The 19,813-nt window shown below is 71.0% G+C and carries 17 protein-coding genes and 3 pseudogenes; 12 read left to right on the forward strand and 8 right to left on the reverse strand.

Going from position 1 to position 19,813, the window contains the following annotated elements; all coding sequences use genetic code 11:
* Positions 1 to 117 precede the first annotated feature (117 nt).
* Positions 118 to 1,317, reverse strand: a complete 1,200-nt coding sequence (gene serB, locus ACWF9Z_RS22090) for a phosphoserine phosphatase SerB (RefSeq protein ID WP_453604446.1) — start codon at positions 1,315 to 1,317, stop codon at positions 118 to 120.
* Positions 1,318 to 1,743: 426 nt separating this feature from the next.
* Between serB and ACWF9Z_RS22095 the strand changes: the two genes are divergently transcribed.
* A complete protein-coding gene (locus ACWF9Z_RS22095; RefSeq protein WP_453604447.1) occupies positions 1,744 to 4,299 on the forward strand; it encodes an FHA domain-containing protein in 2,556 nt (851 codons plus the stop codon).
* Between the two features lie 159 nt (positions 4,300 to 4,458).
* Here the strand turns inward: ACWF9Z_RS22095 and ACWF9Z_RS22100 are convergent, their stop codons facing one another.
* Entirely contained in the window at positions 4,459 to 5,130 is a 672-nt protein-coding gene (locus ACWF9Z_RS22100) for a transglycosylase SLT domain-containing protein (RefSeq protein WP_453604449.1), read from the reverse strand.
* A 1,705-nt stretch (positions 5,131 to 6,835) separates the two neighbouring features.
* Here ACWF9Z_RS22100 and ACWF9Z_RS22105 point away from each other — a divergent pair.
* The 3 genes from ACWF9Z_RS22105 (at position 6,836) to ACWF9Z_RS22115 (ending at position 8,996) form a co-directional block, all read left to right on the forward strand.
* Positions 6,836 to 7,987 carry a GAF domain-containing sensor histidine kinase gene (locus tag ACWF9Z_RS22105; protein WP_453604450.1) on the forward strand — a complete coding sequence of 384 codons (1,152 nt, stop codon included), beginning with the start codon at positions 6,836 to 6,838 and terminating at the stop codon, positions 7,985 to 7,987.
* Positions 7,980 to 8,639, forward strand: a complete 660-nt coding sequence (locus tag ACWF9Z_RS22110; RefSeq protein WP_453604452.1) for a response regulator — start codon at positions 7,980 to 7,982, stop codon at positions 8,637 to 8,639. The genes ACWF9Z_RS22105 and ACWF9Z_RS22110 overlap by 8 nt, the downstream gene beginning before the upstream one ends.
* Before the next feature lie 111 nt (positions 8,640 to 8,750).
* Positions 8,751 to 8,996: a chaplin family protein gene (locus tag ACWF9Z_RS22115; RefSeq protein WP_453604454.1), complete on the forward strand. Its 246-nt coding sequence runs from the start codon at positions 8,751 to 8,753 to the stop codon at positions 8,994 to 8,996.
* A gap of 237 nt (positions 8,997 to 9,233) precedes the next feature.
* Here ACWF9Z_RS22115 and ACWF9Z_RS22120 read toward each other — a convergent pair whose 3' ends face one another.
* The gene (locus ACWF9Z_RS22120; protein ID WP_453604455.1) at positions 9,234 to 10,019 is read right to left on the reverse strand and encodes a hypothetical protein; all 786 of its coding nucleotides are present in this window, start codon (positions 10,017 to 10,019) and stop codon (positions 9,234 to 9,236) included.
* Between the two features lie 147 nt (positions 10,020 to 10,166).
* On the opposite strand from ACWF9Z_RS22120, the gene ACWF9Z_RS22125 reads away from it, so the two are divergent.
* From ACWF9Z_RS22125 to ACWF9Z_RS22140, 4 genes are all read left to right on the forward strand, one after another.
* Positions 10,167 to 10,961 (forward strand): ABC transporter ATP-binding protein, encoded by a 795-nt coding sequence (locus ACWF9Z_RS22125; protein WP_453604457.1) that lies wholly within the window; start codon positions 10,167 to 10,169, stop codon positions 10,959 to 10,961.
* A gap of 54 nt (positions 10,962 to 11,015) precedes the next feature.
* A complete protein-coding gene (locus tag ACWF9Z_RS22130; protein WP_453604459.1) occupies positions 11,016 to 11,447 on the forward strand; it encodes an NfeD family protein in 432 nt (143 codons plus the stop codon).
* A gap of 84 nt (positions 11,448 to 11,531) precedes the next feature.
* Positions 11,532 to 12,509, forward strand: coding sequence for an SPFH domain-containing protein (locus ACWF9Z_RS22135; RefSeq protein ID WP_453604461.1), 978 nt, complete (start codon positions 11,532 to 11,534; stop codon positions 12,507 to 12,509).
* Between the two features lie 105 nt (positions 12,510 to 12,614).
* On the forward strand, positions 12,615 to 13,385 hold the full coding sequence (locus ACWF9Z_RS22140) for a sulfite exporter TauE/SafE family protein (protein WP_453604478.1): 771 nt from the start codon (positions 12,615 to 12,617) through the stop codon (positions 13,383 to 13,385).
* Between the two features lie 89 nt (positions 13,386 to 13,474).
* Here ACWF9Z_RS22140 and ACWF9Z_RS22145 read toward each other — a convergent pair whose 3' ends face one another.
* The 3 genes from ACWF9Z_RS22145 to ACWF9Z_RS22155 all read right to left on the reverse strand — a co-directional run bounded on the left by ACWF9Z_RS22145 (position 13,475) and on the right by ACWF9Z_RS22155 (position 15,529).
* Entirely contained in the window at positions 13,475 to 13,978 is a 504-nt protein-coding gene (locus tag ACWF9Z_RS22145; RefSeq protein WP_281208301.1) for an HNH endonuclease, read from the reverse strand.
* Between the two features lie 161 nt (positions 13,979 to 14,139).
* The gene (locus tag ACWF9Z_RS22150; RefSeq protein WP_453604463.1) at positions 14,140 to 14,673 is read right to left on the reverse strand and encodes a YbhB/YbcL family Raf kinase inhibitor-like protein; all 534 of its coding nucleotides are present in this window, start codon (positions 14,671 to 14,673) and stop codon (positions 14,140 to 14,142) included.
* A gap of 73 nt (positions 14,674 to 14,746) precedes the next feature.
* Positions 14,747 to 15,529 (reverse strand): sporulation protein, encoded by a 783-nt coding sequence (locus ACWF9Z_RS22155; protein ID WP_356661081.1) that lies wholly within the window; start codon positions 15,527 to 15,529, stop codon positions 14,747 to 14,749.
* Between the two features lie 120 nt (positions 15,530 to 15,649).
* On the opposite strand from ACWF9Z_RS22155, the pseudogene ACWF9Z_RS22160 reads away from it, so the two are divergent.
* From ACWF9Z_RS22160 to ACWF9Z_RS22170, 3 genes and pseudogenes are all read left to right on the forward strand, one after another.
* A pseudogene (locus tag ACWF9Z_RS22160) lies at positions 15,650 to 15,907 on the forward strand (DNA-3-methyladenine glycosylase); the annotation flags it as partial.
* 14 nt (positions 15,908 to 15,921) lie between these two features.
* Positions 15,922 to 16,533, forward strand: a complete 612-nt coding sequence (locus ACWF9Z_RS22165; RefSeq protein ID WP_453604465.1) for a DNA-3-methyladenine glycosylase — start codon at positions 15,922 to 15,924, stop codon at positions 16,531 to 16,533.
* 346 nt (positions 16,534 to 16,879) lie between these two features.
* Positions 16,880 to 17,615, forward strand: a pseudogene (locus tag ACWF9Z_RS22170) (recombinase family protein).
* Here ACWF9Z_RS22170 and ACWF9Z_RS22175 read toward each other — a convergent pair.
* On the reverse strand, positions 17,501 to 18,949 hold the full coding sequence (locus ACWF9Z_RS22175; protein WP_453604467.1) for a recombinase family protein: 1,449 nt from the start codon (positions 18,947 to 18,949) through the stop codon (positions 17,501 to 17,503). The pseudogene ACWF9Z_RS22170 and the gene ACWF9Z_RS22175 sit on opposite strands and share 115 nt — an antisense overlap.
* A gap of 68 nt (positions 18,950 to 19,017) precedes the next feature.
* On the opposite strand from ACWF9Z_RS22175, the pseudogene ACWF9Z_RS22180 reads away from it, so the two are divergent.
* Positions 19,018 to 19,413: pseudogene (locus ACWF9Z_RS22180) on the forward strand (DNA-3-methyladenine glycosylase); the annotation flags it as partial.
* Between the two features lie 220 nt (positions 19,414 to 19,633).
* On the opposite strand, the gene ACWF9Z_RS22185 reads toward ACWF9Z_RS22180, so the two are convergent.
* Positions 19,634 to 19,813, reverse strand: a 180-nt coding sequence (locus tag ACWF9Z_RS22185; RefSeq protein ID WP_453604468.1) for a hypothetical protein, incomplete at its 5' end; no start/stop codon positions are given.

A 19,813-nucleotide genomic window follows, 5' to 3' on the forward strand; every position in this document is an offset into this window, starting at 1 on the left:
GCCCCCCCCCCGCGGCCCCCCCCCCCCCGCCCCCCCCCCCCCCCCCCCGCCCCCCCCCCCGCGGGGCGGCGCGGCGGCGCCCCCCCCCGCTCCGTAGCAGTCCGAGGGGGGCGCGCCTCAGGCCAGGTCGGCGGCCTCCACCTCTTCCCGGGTGATTCCGAGGAGGTACAGCACGGCGTCCAGGAACGGCACGTTCACCGCGGTGTCCGCGGCCTCGCGGACCACCGGCTTGGCGCAGAAGGCCACGCCCAGCCCGGCCGCGTTCAGCATGTCCAGGTCGTTGGCCCCGTCGCCGATGGCCACCGTCTGGGCCAGCGGGACGCCGGCCTCGGTGGCGAACCGGCGCAGCAGCCGGGCCTTGCCCGCCCGGTCCACGATCTCGCCGACGACCTTGCCGGTCAGCTTGCCGTCGACGATCTCCAGGGTGTTGGCGGAGGCGAAGTCCAGGCCGAGCCGCTCCCGCAGATCGTCCGTCACCTGCGTGAACCCGCCGGAGACCACGCCCACCTGGTAGCCGAGGCGCTTGAGCGTCCGGATCAGGGTCCTGGCGCCCGGGGTCAGGCGCACCTCGGAGCGGACCTTGTCCACGACGGAGGCGTCCAGTCCCGCCAGCAGCGCGACCCGGGCGTGCAGGGACTGCTCGAAGTCCAGCTCGCCGCGCATGGCCCGCTCGGTCACCTCGGCGACCTCGGCCTCGCAGCCGGCGTGCGCGGCGAAGAGCTCGATGACCTCGTCCTGGATCAGCGTCGAGTCCACGTCCATGACGACGAGGCGCTGGGCCCGCCGGTGAAGCCCGGCCGAGACCACGGCCACGTCCACGCCGATGTGCGCGGCGGCGGTGGCCAGGGCCGTGCGCAGCGGCTCGGTCTCGGCGCCGGAGACGGCGAACTCGACGGCCGTCACCGGATACTTCGCCAGCCGGAAGATGCGGTCGATGTTGCCGCCGGTCCCGGTGATCCGCGCGGCGACGGCGGCCGTGGATTCGGCGGTGAGCGGGTTCCCGAGGACGGTGACGTGCGAACGGCCGCTTCCGCGAGGCCGGTTGTCGCCGGTCCCGGAGAGGATCTCGGCCTGCAGCTTGAGGGACTCGGCCCAGCTGTGGACGGTGGCCCGCAGCTCGCCCTCGGTGCCGGCGGCGGGGTGGGTGACGAGGGCGCACAGGACGATGCGGCCCCGCGTGACGACCTGCTCGATGTCGACGACGTCTACGGAGTAGGCGGCCAGGGTGTCGAACAGCCCGGCGGTGATCCCGGGACGGTCCTTGCCGAAGATCTTGACGAGGAGGGTGGGGATGTCGGAGGTCTGCGAAGCGCTCATGGTGCCTTCACCGTATCTCCCCGGGCTCCGCCCGCGGACCCCCGTCCCACCTGCCGGAACCGTTTCGCTCCGTACGGACGTGCGGAGGCCGTCGGCCGGTCACCGGGCGTCCACGCGGCGGCCACGCGGCGTCCACGCGGCGGCGCGCAGGGCGGCTGTGCGGCGGCGCGGGCGGCGGGTGGCGGCCGCACGGCGGACCGTCCACGCGGCGCGCCGCCGCGGGAGGGCGCGGCGGGCGGGCGGACGCGACGTCCCTAATCGCGTGATCCGGGCGATTTTTGACCCCCTCGGGAGGCGTCCGCGGGCTCCGCATGTGGCCCGGATTCCCCTTGTGGCCGTGCGCCTGAAATAGTTCCCCCGGATGTTCGCCATCCCTAGACTCCCTGACGTCATGGGGGATTCTCGGGGGACTTAAGTGGGGCTGGAGTGCCGGAACTCGTACTGGAATTGAATGGAAGGACCTGGACGCTCGATTCGTCCAGGTCGTACTCGCTGGGGCGCGATCCCCAGGGAGACGTGGTGATCGATGACGCCCGGGTGTCGTGGCGGCACGCCACGATCGCCTGGAACGGGCGGGGTTGGGGGATCGAGGACCACGGGAGCACCAACGGCACGTACGTGCGCGGGGCGAGGGTCCAGCAGGCCGAGCTCGTGCCCGGCACGCCGGTGCACCTGGGCAACGCGACCGACGGGCCGCGGCTGAATCCCGTCGCCGGTGCGGCCGCGGCCGCGCCCGTGCCGCAGGCGGCCGCTGCGCAGCAGTCGCCGGCGCAGGCGTACGCGCAGCAGGCACCGCCCCAGCCGCAGCACCAGGCGTGGGAACAGCAGGTCCAGCAGCCGCTGCCGCAGCAGCAGGCGCCGCAGGCTCCGGCGTTCCCGCAGCAGCAGGCCCAGCAGGCCCAGCAGGCCCAGCAGGCCCAGCCGTTCCCGCAGCAGCAGGGCGGCGCGGGCTCCCCGGGCTACGGAGACCACCGCAGCCCGACGACGTTCCACCAGCTCGCGCTGGGGCACGTCATGCGGATCGGCCGCGCGCTGGAGAACGAGCTGGTGGTCTCCGACCTCCAGGTCTCCCGCAACCACGCCGAGTTCCACTCGATGCCGGGCGGCCGCTTCGAGATCCGCGACCTGGGCAGCCACAACGGCACCTACGTCAACGGCCAGCCGCTGGCGAAGTCCGGCACCGCGCTGCTCGGCCCGAACGACATCGTCGGCGTCGGCCACTCGACCTTCCGGATCGTCGGCGACCGCCTCGAGGAGTTCGTCGACACCGGTGACGTCTCCTTCTCGGCCCGCCACCTCACGGTCACGGTCGACGGCGGCAAGCAGATCCTCAAGGACGTCACCTTCGGCGTCCCGGAGAAGTCGCTGATCGGTGTCATCGGCCCCTCCGGCTCCGGCAAGTCGACGCTGCTCAAGGCGCTGACCGGCTACCGCCCGGCCAACGAGGGCGACGTCCTCTACGACAACCGCAACCTGTACAAGCAGTTCGCGGAGCTCCGCCAGCGCATCGGCCTGGTCCCGCAGGACGACATCCTGCACAAGGAACTGAAGGTCAGCACCGCCCTCAAGTACGCGGCCAAGCTCCGCTTCCCGGGCGACACCGCCGAGTCCGAGCGCGCCGCCCGCATCAACGAGGTGCTCGGCGAGCTCAAGCTCGACATCCACAAGGACAAGAAGATCACCTCGCTCTCGGGCGGTCAGCGCAAGCGCGTGTCCGTGGCCCTGGAGCTGCTCACCAAGCCGTCGCTGATCTTCCTGGACGAGCCGACCTCCGGCCTCGACCCGGGCATGGACCGCGACGTCATGCAGCTGCTGCGCGGGCTCGCCGACGACGGCCGCACGGTCCTCGTCGTCACCCACTCGGTCGCCGAGCTGGCCATCTGCGACAAGCTGCTGGTCATGGCCCCGGGCGGTTCGGTCGCGTACTTCGGCCCGCCGGACGAGGCGCTGAACTTCTTCGGCTACTCGACCTGGGCCGATGTGTTCTCCGCCTTCGAGAGCTACCGCGACTACGACTGGGCCGGCCGCTGGAAGGGCTCGCAGCACTACCAGCTGTACGCGGCCGACATCGACGCGGTCGCCCCGCAGTCGGTGCAGCCCGCCGTGCAGCAGACCCGGCCGCCGAAGCCGCAGGCCTGGGGCTCCCAGCTCTGGACGCTGATGCGCCGCTACCTGTCGGTCATCGCGTCCGACAAGGGCTTCATCGGCCTGATGCTGATCCTCCCCGCGGTCCTGGGCGTGGTCTCCACGGTCATCCCCGCGAAGTTCGGCCTCGCGCCGCCCGTGGCACCGTCGCGCTTCAACGGCGACGCCGGCACGATCATGCTGATCCTCGCGGTCGGCATGTGCTTCTCCGGCGCCGCGAACTCGGTCCGTGAGCTGATCAAGGAACGCGTCATCTACGAGCGCGAGCGCGCGACCGGCCTGTCCCGGTCCGCGTACCTCGTGTCGAAGGTCATCGTCCTCGGCGTCATCACGGCCATCCAGGGCGTGATCATCTGCGGGATCGGCTTCTACCCGCGCGACCTGCCCACCGAGGGCCTGCTGATGCCGCCGGCCGTGGAGATCTGCCTGTCGGTCATCGCGCTCGGCTTCACCTCCATGATGTTCGGCCTGGTGATCTCGGCGCTGGTCAAGACCGCCGAGAAGACCATGCCCCTGCTGGTCATGTTCGCGATCGTCCAGGTCGTCTTCACCGGCATCCTCTTCCAGGTCTACGACTCTCCCGGCCTGGAGCAGTTCGCCTGGCTGATGCCGTCCCGCTGGGCCATCGCCGCGGCCGGCACCACGCTGAACCTCGGCGTGCTCATGCCGCCGTGGGACGCGGACAATCCGACCAACACCGACCCGCTCTGGGACGCCACGGTCGGCCAGTGGAGCCTGAACATCACGATCCTGCTGCTCATCGGTGTCGCGTGCGGCTTCGCCGTGCAGCGCCTGCTGCGCCGCCACGAGCCCGAGGTCATGCGCGCGGGCAAGTAGGGGTCACGACCGCGACCGCGACCGCGTACGGACGCACGGACGGACGCGGGCCGCACGAACACGCGAACACGTGAACGCGCAAACGCACGAACGCCTCAGGGCGGCCCCGGAGTACCGGGGCCGCCCTGAGGCGCATGGGGCTATGGGGACGCCAGTGGCCTAGTAGGCGCTGTTGACGTTGTCCATGGAGCCGTAGCGGTCGGCCGCGTAGTTGCAGGCGGCGACGATGTTCGCGACCGGGTCGTACAGGTCGAACTTGGTGCCCTTGACGTGGTACGTCTTGAAGGTCGGGGCGATGACCTGGAGCAGACCCTTGCTGGGGATGCCGTTCTGGGCGTTGATGTCCCAGTTGTTGATCGCCATCGGGTTGCCGCTGGACTCACGCATGATGTTGCGGTGAATGCCGGCGTAGGTGCCCGGAATGCCTTCCTTCTTCATGATGAAGAGGGCTTCCTTGATCCAACCGTCCAGGTTGTTCGCGAAGACGGGCTTGCGGGCGGCGGAACGGCTCGCGGCCGCCTTCTGCTCGCGGGCCTTCTTCGCGTCCGCCTCGGCCTTGGCCTTGGCGGCGTCCTTCGCCACCTGCGCCTGCTTGTCGGCGACGACCCGCTGGACGGTGAGGTGCTGCTGCACGGCCTGCGTCTGCGCGCCGTCGACGACCTTGGACCAGGCGACGGGGGCGGCCACGAAGGCCGTCGTGGTCTCGGCCGCGTTGGCCGGGACGAGGGAGAAGGCGAGGGCGGCGGTGCCCAGGGTGGCGACACCCGCGATGGAAAGCTTGTGCGCCTTCGTCAGACGACGACTGTGGCCGGGAGTGCTGGTCTCGGTCATGCGTAGCAACCTCTTCGATAGCGGGAGCCGCAGGAAAGCGCCGCTTGGATCCGGGATCCGCGGCGCTGTGCGGCGAGAGCAATTCTTAGCGGTGGCAAAAACCTGTGGCAAAGGTGTGACGTACGATCCCGCTTAGTGGATCAGGCCTGCGGGCCGAGCCCGCCGTTCGGGTCTCGACGCTAGGTGCGGCAGTGCTGACGGGTCCTTTATGCGTCCACTAGGCAGCTTCGTAAGTGACGTGGGTCCTATGCGCGGGCTCACATCGGCCGTGTAACGAACTGACCTACCGTTGCGTCAGCAATGCATTGAGTCACCGATCTCATCCTTGAGTAGCAGCGAAACGCCCCCGAACTCATGCCAAAGGCAGAGCCGGACGGCACCGACCCCCTCGCCGCACCACCCGCCACGCACCGCGCACCGGTCGCCGTCCTGCCGCCGCCCGCCGCCCGCCTCGCCGCAGAGGGTGCGAGGCCCGGGCTCGTGCGCCCGGGCGGTGTGGCGCGGCCGGTGTCGGGTTCGCTTGCCCCCAGGCCGGTTCGGCGCTGGACGGCCGTCCCGCATCGGGCGTGTCCGCCTGGCCCGGCGCCGCGATGCCCGTCCGGCGCGCCGGGAGCGGCGGCGCGGCGGGGCCGGGTCAGCAGCCCTCGACCGCCGGCGGAGCCGCGCCCCTCGCGCAGCGACGGCCGCGCCCACTCCAGCCGGACCGGTCGGCTCCGGCCGCTCCCTCCGGTACGCGGCCCAGCCCGCCCGGCAGGTCGACTGACGCGGCGAACCGTCGGTCGGTATCCGGTCGGCCCCTGGCGGCCCGGTCCGGGTCGGGCGGCTCCACGGGCCGGACCGGAAGCCTCGGCGTTATGTCTGTTATATGCAGTCCCTTCTTTCGTAGCGCCGAGCGCTCCCAGGGTTCGGCTCACCGCCGGATCACCCCGGCCCGCAGTGCCCGGGGCCCGCGCCCGCGCGCGTGCCTGCCGGTGCCCGCGTCTGCCGCGCCCCAGCGCGGGCCTGCGCTCAGCCAGGTCCCCGCCCCTTCGCCCCCGGCCGGTCCCGCCCACGCCCCCGGCCGGGCCGCCAGACCCCTGGCTCACCGCCGGGTCCCCTCGGCGGCAGGTCGGCTTACCGGCCCCGCCCGGCCCCGCCGTGGGCCAGAGTCCCGGGCCCGACCCCGCGCGCTCGACTTCCGTTTCCCGCCCCGCCCCGCCCCCGGCCAGCTCCCGCCCTGCGCCGTGAGAGCTCCGGCTCACCGTCAGATCCCCCTCGGCGACACACCGGTCCACCGTCCACCTGCCCCGGCCCGTGCCCCAGCCGACCCACGCCCCCGCCGGTCCCGTCCTGCGCCGCCAGCGTCCCGGCTCGCCGCCGGATCCCCCCGGCGGCACGCGGCTCACCAGCCCCGGCCCGGCCCGCCCCCGCCGCGCGCGCTCGGCGCCAGCTCTGTGGACCCCGCCTGAGCTCCCGTCTCCTCGGCTGCCGCCAGTGCCCGGCCGCCCAGCCCCCGCTGCGCGCCCCACCGCCGTCACGGGCACGACCGCCATCCGCCGCCATCAGGCGGCATCCCCCGTCCGGGGACGGCCACGGCCTCGGGCCGGCCGTGCCGAGGCACGGCCTCCGTCGGAGGGCGTCGTAGGGCCGACGTAGGGCCGTCCCGGCGCAGGGTCTAGGCCCTGCGCCCGATCCCGCAGGTCAGGGCCGCGAGTACGGTGATGCCATGCATCCCGGACCCATCGGCCCCCGCGGACCGCGCAGCGGCCTGGCCGCCGTGAGCGACGCGCTGCTCGCCATGAGCCGCCGCCTGGAAGTCCGCGACGTCCTGCGCACGATCGTCGCCTCGGCCCGCGAGCTGCTCGACGCCGAGTACGCGGCCCTCGGCGTCCCGGACGACCACGGCGGCTTCGCCCAGTTCGTCGTGGACGGCATCAGCGAGGAGCGGTGGCGGGCGATCGGCCCGCTGCCCCGCCAGCACGGCATCCTCGCCGCGATGCTCCACCAGGACGCCCCCGAGCGGCTGGCCGACGTGCGCGATGACCCGCGCTTCGAGGGCTGGCCCGCCGCGCACCCCGACATGTCCGATTTCCTCGGGCTGCCCATCCGGGACGGCGAGGAGACCCTCGGCGCCCTCTTCCTCGCGAACAAGCGCGGCCCGCACGGCTTCACCGACGAGGACGAGGAGCTCCTCTCCCTCCTCGCGCAGCACGCGGCGATCGCCCTCACCAACGCCCGCCTCTACGAGCGCAGCCGCGAGCTGACCATCGCCGAGGAACGGTCCCGCCTCGCCCACGAGCTGCACGACGCGGTCAGCCAGAAGCTCTTCTCGCTCCGCCTGACCGCCCAGGCGGCCGCCGCCCTCGTGGACCGCGACCCGGCCCGCGCCAAGGAGGAACTCCAGCAGGTCGCCGTCCTCGCGGCCGAGGCCGCCGACGAACTGCGCGCCGCCGTCACCGAGCTCCGCCCGGCCGCCCTCGACGAGGACGGCCTGATCGCCACCCTGCGCAACCAGGTCCGCGTCCTGGACCGCGCCCACACCGCCCGCGTCACCTTCGCGTGCGACGGCGTACGGGCCCTGCCCGCGACCCAGGAGGAGGCGGTCCTGCGCGTCACCCAGGAGGCCCTCCACAACGCCCTGCGCCACTCGCACGGCGACCGGATCGAGGTCACCCTCACCCGCGGCGGGACCGGGGGAGCGGTGCTCCGGGTCACCGACGACGGCGTGGGGTTCTCCCCGCCCACCGTCCGCCGGGCCGGCCGGCACCTCGGCCTGGTCTCCATGCGGGACCGCGCGGCCGGCGTCGGCGGCCGGCTCACCGTGCACTCCGAGCCCGGCAAGGGCACCACGATCGAACTGGAGGTCTCCGGTGGCTGACACGCTCGGCCGGCCCGGCCGGATCAGGATCCTGCTCGTCGACGACCACCAGGTGGTCCGGCGCGGCCTGCGCACCTTCCTGGAGGTCCAGGACGACATCGAGGTGGTGGGCGAGGCCGCCGACGGCGACGAGGGCATCGCCCGCGCCGAGGAGCTGCGCCCCGACGTGATCCTGATGGACATCAAGATGCCCGGCACCGACGGCATCGACGCCCTGCGCAGACTGCGCGGGCTGGCGAACCCGGCGCGCGTGCTCATCGTCACGAGCTTCACCGAACAGCGGACGGTGGTTCCCGCCCTGCGCGCGGGCGCCGCCGGCTACGTCTACAAGGACATCGACCCCGTCGCGCTCGCCGCGGCCATCCGCTCGGTCCACGCCGGCCAGGTCCTCCTCCAGCCGGAGGTCGCGGTGGCCCTGCTCGCGGAGGAGGACCGTCCCCCGTCGTCCGGCCGGGGCGGCTCCCTCACGGACCGCGAGCGCGAGGTGCTGCGGCACATAGCGGACGGCCGATCGAACCGGGAGATCGCGCGGGCGCTGGTCCTCTCGGAGAAGACGGTCAAGACGCACGTGTCGAACATCCTGATGAAGCTGGACGTCGTGGACCGGACCCAGGCGGCACTGTGGGCGGTCCGACACGGCATGACGGAGTGATTCATACGGTCGGGTGTATGTCGCCCACATGGCGTATCCCGTTCGTCCGATGAACGTTCTTCATGACGTGTCGCGGCGGCTGGCCGCGGCAGACGTATGGAGGACGAGAACGTGAAGAACTTCAAGAAGGCCACCGCTGTCACCATGATCGCGGGCGGCCTCCTCGCCGCCGGCGCGGGTGTCTCCTCGGCGCACGGCGGTGCGTCGGCGGAGGGCGAGGCCCTGGCCTCGCCCGGCGTGGCCTCGGGCAACCAGCTCCAGGTCCCCGTCCACGTCCCGGTCAACGTGGTGGGCAACTCGGTCAACGTGATCGGCCTGCTGAACGGTGCCTTCGGCAACACGGGCGCCAACGCCTGACCGGCCACACACTTCGGCCCCGCGTCCCTCCTCTCCCTGGGAAGCGGGGCCGTTGCCGTACCGCACACCGCCGCCGCACCCCCGGGCCGCCGTACCGCATGCCGCCGCCGGGCCACGTCCTAGCCACGTCACGCCGCCGCGCCCCGCCGTCCCCGCGCCACGACCCGCCGGCCTGCCCCGCCGCCGCACGCACTCCGCAGAGCCCCGGCGCCCCCGGCGCCCCTCCCGGTCCCCGCGCTACCGGCCCCGCTCCCGTTCCTCGACCGCCGAGTTGTACGCCGCCACGAGCGCCCGCCGGGCCACCCGTTCCACCGGCCGCAAGGCCTCCGCCCGCGCGGCCATCTCCGAGGCCGCCACCGCCGCCCCGTGCCCCCGCTCGTACGCCAGCGACACCATCAGGTCCACCCGCTGCGCCAGCGCCAGCACCCGGACCGCCCGCGCCGGATACCCCGGCGCCAACGCGTCCCGTCCGGCCTCGGTCCGCGCCCGGTACGCCGACAGCGCGGCGTCCGCCACCGGCCCCGATCCCGCCACGTCCAGCTTCGTCAGGACCACCGCGGCCTCGCGCAGCGCCTCCGCCAGCTCGCGCTCCGCCTCGCCGAGCGACGGTACGTCCGCCGGCGGGGCCTCCCGGACCGGAAGGCAGTGCCAGGTCACCGAGACGTGCAGGTCCCCGGCGGGCCCGACCTCGTGGACCGCCGGCACCAGCCCCACCGCCGCGCCCACCGCGACGACCGCCTCCTCGGCGTCCAGCGCCCGCGCGTTGAACTCCGGCGGGCCGCTCAGCCCCAGCGGATGCCCCGGCGCCGGCAGGGCGACCCGCAGCCCGCTCACCCCCAGCACCCGCAGCCGACCCAGCGCGAGCGTCAGCCCCACCGGCCCCGTTTCCCCCGGCAGCCCCTCCACGCGGTGCACGGAGTCCTCGCCCACGATCGACAACGCGGCCTCGTCGGGCGAGACGAGACCGGCCAGCAGAGCGTTCCCCCAGGCGGCCAGCCGCCCTGAACGTGGTTCGAAAAGCATCCCCCCACTTTACGGATCGGCCCTCCGACCCGGGCCCGCGCCCGGACCCCTCCGTGAGTGGCGTAGGTTTTCCCCTGGGGCTGCGCCTGCCGGTAGGACGGTGCTGCACAGAGACGAACCGAGACTGCAAGGGGAGACAACACGCTCATGAGCGATGTTCTGGAGCTGGTGGACGTATCCGTGGTCCGCGAGGGCCGGGCTCTGGTGGACCAGGTCTCCTGGTCGGTCAAGGAGGGGGAGCGCTGGGTGATCCTCGGCCCCAACGGCGCCGGGAAGACCACCCTGCTCAACGTCGCCTCCAGCTACCTCTTCCCCACCAAGGGCACCGCCACCATCCTCGGCAGCACCCTCGGCAAGGTGGACGTCTTCGAGCTGCGCCCCCGCATCGGCATCGCCGGCATCGCGATGGCCGACAAGCTCCCGAAGCGGCAGACGGTCCTGCAGACCGTCCTCACCGCCGCGTACGGAATGACGGCCACGTGGCAGGAGGAGTACGAGGACGTCGACGAGCAGCGCGCCCGCGCGTTCCTCGACCGCCTCGGCATGACGGACTACCTGGACCGGAAGTTCGGCACCCTCTCCGAGGGCGAGCGCAAGCGCACCCTGATCGCCCGCGCCCTGATGACCGACCCCGAGCTGCTGCTCCTCGACGAGCCCGCCGCCGGTCTGGACCTCGGCGGCCGCGAGGACCTCGTACGGCGCCTGGGCCGGCTGGCCCGTGACCCCTTCGCCCCGTCGATGGTCATGGTCACGCACCACGTCGAGGAGATCGCCCCCGGTTTCACGCACGTGCTGATGATCCGCCAGGGCAAGGTCGTCGCCGCCGGCCCCGTCGAACTGGAACTGACCTCCCGCAACCTCTCCCTCTGCTTCGGGCTGCCGCTCATCGTCGAGCGCAGCGAGAACGAGCGCTGGACCGCACAGGGCCTGCCCCTGCGCTGAGCGGGACCGCCCGTACCCTGTCCGGACCGCGCCCACCCGACCTACCATGACCATGTGGACATCGACGCGTGGGTGTGGTGGCTCATCGGCGCGGTCGGACTGGGCATCCCCCTCGTCCTGACCGCGATGCCCGAGTTCGGCATGTTCGCCGTCGGCGCGGTGGCGGCCGCGATCACGGCGGCCCTCGGCGGGGGAGTGGTCGCCCAGGTACTGGTGTTCGTGATCGTGTCGGTCGCGCTCATCGCGGTGGTCCGCCCGATCGCCAACCGCCATCTCAACCAAAGACCCCAGCACCGCAGCGGAATTGACGCCCTGAAGGGCCGGAGCGCCGTGGTCCTGGAACGGGTCGACGGAAGCGGCAACGGGCGGATCAAGCTCGCGGGCGAGATCTGGTCGGCCCGCGCCCTCGACACCGACAGCAGTTTCGAGCCCGGTCAGTCCGTCGACGTGGTCGAGATCGACGGAGCGACCGCGGTCGTCATGTGACAAGCAGCCGACCCGCGGCCCCGGGGTCTGCGAGACTCCGCTGAACGGGGCAGCACAGACAGCCGGAAGGGCACGGGGAACCGCATGCAACCGATCATCATCGTCCTGATCATTCTGGTGGTTCTGGTCTTCATCGCACTGGTCAAGACGATCCAAGTGATCCCGCAGGCCAGCGCGGCCATCGTCGAACGGTTCGGCCGCTACACCCGCACCCTCAACGCGGGCCTGAACATCGTCGTCCCGTTCATCGACTCGATCCGCAACCGGATCGACCTCCGCGAACAGGTCGTCCCCTTCCCGCCGCAGCCGGTCATCACGCAGGACAACCTGGTCGTCAACATCGACACCGTCATCTACTACCAGGTGACCGACGCCCGCGCCGCGACGTACGAAGTGGCCAGCTACATCCAGGCCATCGAGCAGCTCACGGTCACCACGCTGCGCAACATCATCGGTGGCATGGACCTGGAGCGGACCCTGACCTCCCGCGAGGAGATCAACGCGGCCCTGCGCGGCGTCCTCGACGAGGCCACCGGCAAGTGGGGCATCCGCGTCAACCGCGTCGAGCTCAAGGCCATCGAGCCGCCGACCTCCATCCAGGACTCGATGGAGAAGCAGATGCGCGCCGACCGCGACAAGCGCGCCGCGATCCTCCAGGCCGAGGGTGTCCGCCAGTCCGAGATCCTGCGCGCCGAAGGTGAGAAGCAGTCCTCCATCCTGCGCGCCGAGGGTGACGCCAAGGCCGCCGCCCTGCGCGCCGAGGGCGAGGCCCAGGCCATCCGCACCGTCTTCGAGTCCATCCACGCCGGCGACGCCGACCAGAAGCTCCTCGCCTACCAGTACCTCCAGATGCTCCCGAAGCTCGCCGAGGGCGACGCCAACAAGCTCTGGATCGTCCCGAGCGAGATCGGCGACGCCCTCAAGGGACTCTCCGGCGCCATGGGCAACTTCGGTCCGATGGGCGGCGGTTCGGGCTTCAACCCGGCCAACTCCGGCAAGGAGAGCGGCCCCGCGGCCGAGAAGGCCGCCGCCGAGCGCCGCGAGCAGCCCCCCATCGACTGAGCGGCCCGACCCCTCCTGCATGATCAGTGAGGCCCCTCGACCTTCATGGCGGGGAGGCGACTCACTCATGCAAAGGGGATGGCTCCGTCCATGTCCATGTTCTCGATGTCCCTCTGGGAAGCGCTCGCGGTGTTCGCCGCGGGCGTCGGCGCCGGCACCATCAACACCATCGTCGGCTCCGGCACCCTGATCACCTTCCCGGTACTGCTGGCCACCGGCCTGCCACCGGTCACCGCCAACGTCTCCAACACCCTCGGCCTCGTGCCCGGTTCGATCAGCGGAGCCATCGGCTACCGCGAAGAACTGCGGGGCCAGCGCGCCCGGATCCTGCGGCTCGGCTCCGTGTCCCTCGTCGGCGGGCTCGCGGGCGCCGTCCTGCTCCTCGCCCTGCCCTCGGACGCCTTCGACACGATCGTGCCCGTCCTCATCGGCCTGGCCCTCGTGCTGGTCGTCTTCCAGCCGCGGCTCGCCGCCGCCCTGCGCAGACGCCAGGAGGCGGCCGGAGGAGACACGGGCCACCCCGACGGCGGCCCCGCCCTGCTCACCGGCATGCTGTTCGCCAGCGCGTACGGGGGCTACTTTGGTGCCGCCCAGGGCGTGCTCTACCTCGGCCTGATGGGGCTGCTGCTCCGCGAGGACCTCCAGCGCATCAACGCGGTGAAGAACGTCATCGCGGCGTTGGTGAACGGCATCGCGGCCGTCTTCTTCCTCTTCGTCGCCGAGTTCGACTGGACGGCCGTCCTGCTCATCGCCGTCGGCTCGACGCTGGGCGGCCAGATCGGGGCCAAGGTCGGCCGCCGGCTGTCGCCCACCGTCCTGCGCGGGGTCATCGTGACCGTCGGGATCATCGCGATCGTCCAGATGCTGCTCCGCTGAGCGACGTACAAGACGTACGTCGCCCAACGCATCCGTCTACGCGCGGGGGCGCGATGTTCCTACGCGTCCCCGCGCGGCCCCGAGTGGAACTAGGCGGAACGCGCCAGCCACTCCGGCAGCGGATCCCGCCCGCCGACCCCCAGCGCGAGCAGCATCGCGTCCGCCGGAGACGGTACGAAGGGCTTCCGCAGGAGCGGCATCCCCGCCTCCTCCGGAGTCCGAGCCGCCTTGCGGTGGTTGTCCTCGGCACACGAGGCCACCGTGTTCAGCCAGGTGTCCCCACCCCCCTGGGCCCGCGGAAGCACGTGGTCCACGGTCGTCGCGCGCTTCCCGCAGTACGCGCAACGGTGTTGGTCCCGGACCAACACCCCCCTCCGTGACCAGGGAGCATGTCTTCGGAAGGGCACCCGTACGTACCTGCACAGCCTGATCACCCGGGGCATCGGAAGCTCCATCGTGGCCGCGCGCACACGCAGCTCGGGATGGGACTGTTCGACCACGGCCTTGTCCTGGAGCACCAGGACCACGGCCCGGTTCAGGGTCACCGTCGACAGCGGCTCGAAGCTCGCATTCAGCACCAGCGTGTCCCGCATCTCGCCCACCTCCCGTGTGCAGGCCCGCAACCAGCACGGCGGCTGGGCCCGCGACCACTCTGGTCGCGCGCGCCACGCGGGACAACGCAATAAAAGTGCCCGGTCCTGGTCGTCTTTAGACCAGGACCGGGCGAACGCTCGGAGAACGGGAGCCGCGGGGATCAGCTCGCGGGAGCCTCGTACTCACCGATCAGCTGGGCCCGCCCCACGGTGTGGAAGCGCAGGTTGAACCCGACGACGGCCGGCGAGACCTCCGCGCCGGGACCGAGCTTCTCCGTGTCCACGGCGTACACGGTGAACACGTAGCGGTGCCGCTCCCCGGCCGGGGGAGCCGCTCCGCCGAAGTCCCGGGTGCCGTAGTCGTTCCGTACGTGCACGGCCCCGGGCGGCAGACCCTCGAACGTCCCGCTGCCCGCCCCGGCCGGCAGCTCGGTGACCGACACCGGCAGGTCGAAGAGCACCCAGTGCCAGAACCCGCTGCCCGTCGGCGCGTCCGGGTCGAAGCACGTCACGGCGAAGCTCTTCGTCCCCTCCGGGAACCCCTCCCACCGCAGCCGCGGCGAGAGGTTCCCGCCCGACAGCACTTGCGCGTCCCCCAGATCGGCCCCCGGCTCCAGGTCCGCACTGCTCACGGTGAACGCGTGCACCGGGGGATGGAAATCGTGGGGGAGCGGCGCCCTGTTCTGCTCGGTCACAGCTGAACCTCCTGCTCGGGTCGGGTCCGGGTCACGTCGTCACGTGCCGTCGCGGACCCGAGCCTAGATCCACTCAGAACCAGTTGCGCTGGGAACCCACCGACGCGATCCACTGGTTCAGGTACGCGGCCCAGTCGGTCCCCTGGTAGGACTGCAGCCCCACCTGGAAGCAGCGGTACGTGTCGCTGCCCTCGCTGAACAGGCCCGGCTTCTTGTCCATCTCCAGCACCACGTCCATCTCGCGGCCGTCGGAGACGAAGGTCAGCTCTACCTGGTTGAGCCCGCGGTACTGCGACGGCGGCAGGAACTCGATCTCCTGGTAGAACGGCAGCGTCTGCCGCGTCCCGCGGATGTGCCCGCGCTCCATGTCCGCACTGCGGAAGGAGAAGCCCAGCTGCACGAAGGCATCGAGGATCGCCTGCTGCGCCGGCACCGGGTGCACGTTGATCGGGTCGAGGTCGCCGGCGTCCACCGCGCGCGCGATCTCCAGCTCGGTGCTGACCCCGATGTTCATGCCGTGCAGCTGACGGCCGCCGAAGTGGGTGACCGGCGTCTCCCACGGGATCTCCAGACCGAACGGCACCACGTGCAGCGCACCGGCCTGCACCTGGAAGGCACCGCCCAGACGCTGCTTGGTGAAGACCACGTCCTGCTTGTACTCCTGGTCGCCGCCCTCCACCTCCACCCGCGCCTGGAGTCCGACGGACAGCCCCTCGATCTGCTGCTCCACGGACCCGCCCTGGATCCGTACCTCGCCCTGGACGATGCCGCCCGGCACGACGTTCGGCTCGGTGATGACCGTGTCCACCGAGGCGCCGCCGGCTCCCAGGCTCGCGAACAGCTTCCTGAACCCCATGCTCTGACTCCCCTTGAAGGCTTGCTGAAAGACTTGTGCGATTACGCGCAGGACTACCCCTACAAACGCGGAACCTTAGGCCCCGGTTGCAGCCGAGCCCAGTCGACTACGCTCGACCGGATGAGCGCGCGCCCTGACCGTACGCCCCTGGACCGGTCCTTCTTCGACCGCCCGGTCCTCACCGTCGCTCCCGACCTCCTCGGCCGCACCCTGGTCCGCCGCACTCCGGACGGCCCGATGGAACTGCGCATCACGGAGGTGGAGGCGTACGAGGGGGAGGCGGACCCCGGCTCCCACGCCTACCGCGGCCCGACGGCGCGCAACGCGTCGATGTTCGGTCCGCCCGGACACGCGTACGTCTACTTCATCTACGGCGTGTCAAGGCAGTCGGCATGAATGTCGAGCTGCTCGCCCACCCTGCCGAAGAAGTCGCCCCCAAGCTGCTCGGGAGTGTACTCACCTGCAAGACCCCCGAGGGAACCGTGAGCATCGCCATCACGGAGACCGAGGCGTACTCCGGCGCGGCCGACCCGGCTTCCCACGCCTACCGCGGCTGGACACCCCGTAACGCGGTCATGTTCGGACCCGCAGGCCACCTGTACGTCTACCGGTCCCACGGTCTCCACTGGTGCGCCAACGTCGCCACAGGGACGGATGGCATCGCCTCGGGTGTCCTCATCCGCGCAGGCAGGGTCATCGAGGGGGAAGACCTGGCACGCCAGCGGCGAGGCGAGAGGGTCGAGAGCTCACGTCTGGCCCGAGGCCCGGGGAACGTCTGCCAGGCACTCGGCATCACAGCAGAGCACAACGGCGCAGACCTCTTGACAGGTACCTCGGTCGTGTTGTCCGAGGGTGAGCCAGTACCTACCGCGCTCATCCAGGTTGGTCCTCGGGTAGGCGTGAGCAAGGCCCACGACTGGCAACACCGGTTCTACCTCGCCGGTGATCCAACGGTCTCGGCGTACCGACTGAGCCCGCGAGCCAAACCGACCACAGGAGCCTGACTCGCCGTGCGCCTTGCTGACGGCCCGCCGGTGAGTCGGTGCGGAGTTGGGTCAGGCGATGCGTGATCGTCCGCGAGCGCGGCCCGTGACGCATCCCTGGCCGGTCGAGTGACTGCTGGCGGGGGCCCGCCGGTCTGATCCATCAGGACCGGGGAAGCGGCAGGGGGCGGCCTACCGGCCGCCACAGTCTCAAGTGGCCTACGACAGTGCGGCCCCGAGAGGGGCCGACAGGGGCAAGCCAGCAAGACCGCGGGGGCGCTGCCGCGCCCCACTGTCACAGCCGTAAGGCCCTGTTCCTTACATGCTTGCTTGATATTTTGAGATGAGTTCTGAGACGGTCCGTGTCATGACGACGACCACTGCCACCGGCCAGCTCATCGGATACGCCCGCGTCTCCACTGACGACCAGGAAGCGCAGCTGCAGCACGACGCGCTGACGGGCGCAGGGTGCGCCCGCGTCTTCGAGGACAAGGCCAGTGGCAAGAACACCGACCGGCCGCAGCTCACGGCCGTACTGGACTACGCCCGACCCGGCGACGTCCTGTGTGTGGAAGCTTGACCGGCTCGGTCGGTCGCTCATCGACCTTGTGTCCATCGTCGATGGACTGCGCGAGCGAGGCATAGGGTTCCGCGTGCTCGACGGTGCGCTCTCCTCCGTCGACACCACATCGGCCGATGGTCGTCTGTTCTTCCAGATCGTCGCGGCCATGGCGGAGTTCGAACGGTCGCTCATCAAGGACCGCACGCGGGCCGGGCTGGAAGCGGCCAAGGCGCAGGGCCGTACCGGCGGCCGGCCGTCTGTGGTGGACGAGGATGTACTTGACTCATGCACGTTGTTGCATGAACTGGGGAGCGAAAGGGGCGCGCTTCCTCGACGGGCATGGCGAAGGGCCCCGCCCGGCACTCGTCAGACAGGGCCAGTGCTCACCGAGCGCCGACAGCCGACCCGGCCCTCCGCGAGCGGATCTCAGGGGTTCCGGAACGTGATCCGGCAGTGCTCGCCCTTGAAGGACCGAACCCCTCGACCGCGCGGCATCAGCTCGACTCGCTCGCAGACCTGCATGACGACGGTCCGCGCGTAGTCGATGCGGTCGGGGTCCTCATAGTCCAGTTCCTCCCACAGGTACTCGATGTCGCCGAGGTCGACGCGCACCCGCTGCGATGCCAGGTCTGCCAGCTCGGCCCGGATCTTGGTCAGGTCGGCGTCGCACCTGCCGATGCCCGTCCGCAGGGTCGACGCGTCGATGTCCCCTACGGCGAACATCTCCGCCAGGGCGGTGCGCCTCTCGGATGCGGCCGTCTCCTCGGCCAGCAGCTCGGCCTCCCGCTTCTCGTCTGCGGCATCTGTGGCTGGTGCAGCGTTCCACTCCTCGGCCCTGTCGATGACCTTCCTGACTACGAAGGAGTCCAGCGGGTCAGCCGGGCAGGTGATGCACCGGCCACCCGAACAGGTGTAGATGCGGTACCGCTCGCCTGCCGCGTTCTTCTTGCTCCACCCCTGCGTGACGACGGCCTGACACTTCGAGCAGCGGACCACGCCGGACAACAGGGCCTTGCGCTTGCCGCCGCCGCCCGTGTTGCGCTCCGGGTCGCTCAGGTAGCGGACCAGGGCCCGGAATATGCCCTCGGAGACGATCGCCTCCCAGTTGCCCGCGCCGGTCTCCTCGGTCCGCCGCACGCGCGTCCCGTCCGGCTTCTCGACCCACTGCGAGTACGTCTGGATTCCCGCGTTCCTCGGCTTCAAGAGGACCATCCGAAGGTTCGAGCTGCGCCACTCCTTGCCGTGCGGCGAGAGCAGCCCACGCGTGTTCCAGTCCTTCGCGATGGACCAGAGGGTGACGCCGGCCAGGACATCCCGGTACGCCTGCCGCAGGGCCTCCGCCTCTGCTTCCCGGTGCCTGCCGTCCCGCTCGAAGCCGAAGGGGCGAGTACTCCAGAAGGGCCTCCCCGACTCCCTGCGCCGCTGGTGTCCGAGCACCTGACGCTCGACTCGCATCTCGGTCTCGTTGCGAGCCACCACAGCGCCGATGCGAGCAGCGAGACGGCCGGACGGGGTGGACAGGTCGAGCACTCCCTGCGCCTGTGCCGCTGCCAGCGTGACGCCGGTCGCCTCGGCCAGGTCCACCAGGTCTTCAAGATCCCAGGGGGTGCGGTACATGCGGTCGTAGTGGCGGGACACGATGGCGTCCGCCTTGCCGTCCTCCACCAGAGCTTTGACGCGTTCCCACTCCGCGCTCCGCTTGGTTCCCCGCTTCGTCGAAGCCGACGTGTCCTTCTCGACGATCGTGGCTACGACTGACCAGCCCTTCCGGTCGCACAGCGCCTGACTCAGCTCGACCTGTTGTGTCAGGTTCCCACCCTTGGATTCCTCGCCCCTCGGGGTGGGGCTGAGCCTGGCGTAGATGATCGCTCGCACTGCCTGTCTCCTGCTTGTCGTCGCTTTGCCGATGCTGCCGGACCAACGACGTACATGCCTAGTGAGTTACCTACGGCATGTGGTTCACCCTCAACCTGATGTGCGGTCCGCCGGGCCAGGCGAGCGGGGTCCTGCTCCGCGCGGGGGAGGTGACGCTGGGCGCCGAGCTGGCCCGCACCCGGCGGCTCTCCGCCAGAGCCGACCGAGAACTGGCGAAGGGGCCGGCGCGCCTGGCCACGGCCCTGGACATCGACCGCTCGCTCGACGGCACCGACCTCTGCGCCGGCCCGGATGCGCCCCTGTCCCTCCTCGCGGGAACCCGGACCCCGCCCGACCGGGTGGGCAACGGTCCCCGCACCGGAGTGGGCGGCGCCGGAGCGGACCACCCCTACCGCTACTGGATCACCCAGGACCCGACGGTGAGCCCGTACCGTGCCCACGCGCCGCGCCGCCGCTCAACTTGACGCGGCATGGGCGGACGCCTAATGTAGTCCGAGCCGCTTGAACGGGGCACTGCCATCAGCAGACCCCCAGAGCGGCCAACCCACTACCTACGACTTACCCCTGGCGGGGTCGTATTCGGCATGCCCGAATTCGATTCCAAGCGGCCGATTATGAGCCGCAAGGAATAAGCGCTAATGTGGTGGAGCGCCGAAAGGCACAGACCCCCAACGGTCACCGAATTCAAATCCAAGCCGGAAACGGCGCGGAAATGATCTGGTAGAGTTGGAAACGAAGGAAGCGCCCGGAGGGCCCGGAAACGGGAACGAAGGAAGCGTCCGTTCCTTGAGAACTCAACAGCGTGCCAAAAATCAACGCCAAAAAGTTGATACCCCGTCCATGTCGGTGGATGAGGTTCCTTTG

The sequence above is a fragment of the Streptomyces sp. NPDC054961 genome (assembly GCF_053609145.1).

Excerpts from the sequence above, each read along its gene's own strand:
- ACWF9Z_RS22105 (WP_453604450.1), top strand. The coding sequence starts at position 6,836 with ATGCATCCCGGACCCATCGGCCCCCGCGGACCGCGCAGCGGCCTGGCC.
- ACWF9Z_RS22135 (WP_453604461.1), top strand. The coding sequence starts at position 11,532 with ATGCAACCGATCATCATCGTCCTGATCATTCTGGTGGTTCTGGTCTTC.
- ACWF9Z_RS22145 (WP_281208301.1), bottom strand. The coding sequence starts at position 13,978 with ATGCGGGACACGCTGGTGCTGAATGCGAGCTTCGAGCCGCTGTCGACG.
- ACWF9Z_RS22120 (WP_453604455.1), bottom strand. The coding sequence starts at position 10,019 with ATGCTTTTCGAACCACGTTCAGGGCGGCTGGCCGCCTGGGGGAACGCT.
- ACWF9Z_RS22155 (WP_356661081.1), bottom strand. The coding sequence starts at position 15,529 with ATGGGGTTCAGGAAGCTGTTCGCGAGCCTGGGAGCCGGCGGCGCCTCG.
- ACWF9Z_RS22100 (WP_453604449.1), bottom strand. The coding sequence starts at position 5,130 with ATGACCGAGACCAGCACTCCCGGCCACAGTCGTCGTCTGACGAAGGCG.
- ACWF9Z_RS22125 (WP_453604457.1), top strand. The coding sequence starts at position 10,167 with ATGAGCGATGTTCTGGAGCTGGTGGACGTATCCGTGGTCCGCGAGGGC.
- ACWF9Z_RS22140 (WP_453604478.1), top strand. The coding sequence starts at position 12,615 with ATGTCCCTCTGGGAAGCGCTCGCGGTGTTCGCCGCGGGCGTCGGCGCC.
- ACWF9Z_RS22165 (WP_453604465.1), top strand. The coding sequence starts at position 15,922 with ATGAATGTCGAGCTGCTCGCCCACCCTGCCGAAGAAGTCGCCCCCAAG.
- serB (WP_453604446.1), bottom strand. The coding sequence starts at position 1,317 with ATGAGCGCTTCGCAGACCTCCGACATCCCCACCCTCCTCGTCAAGATC.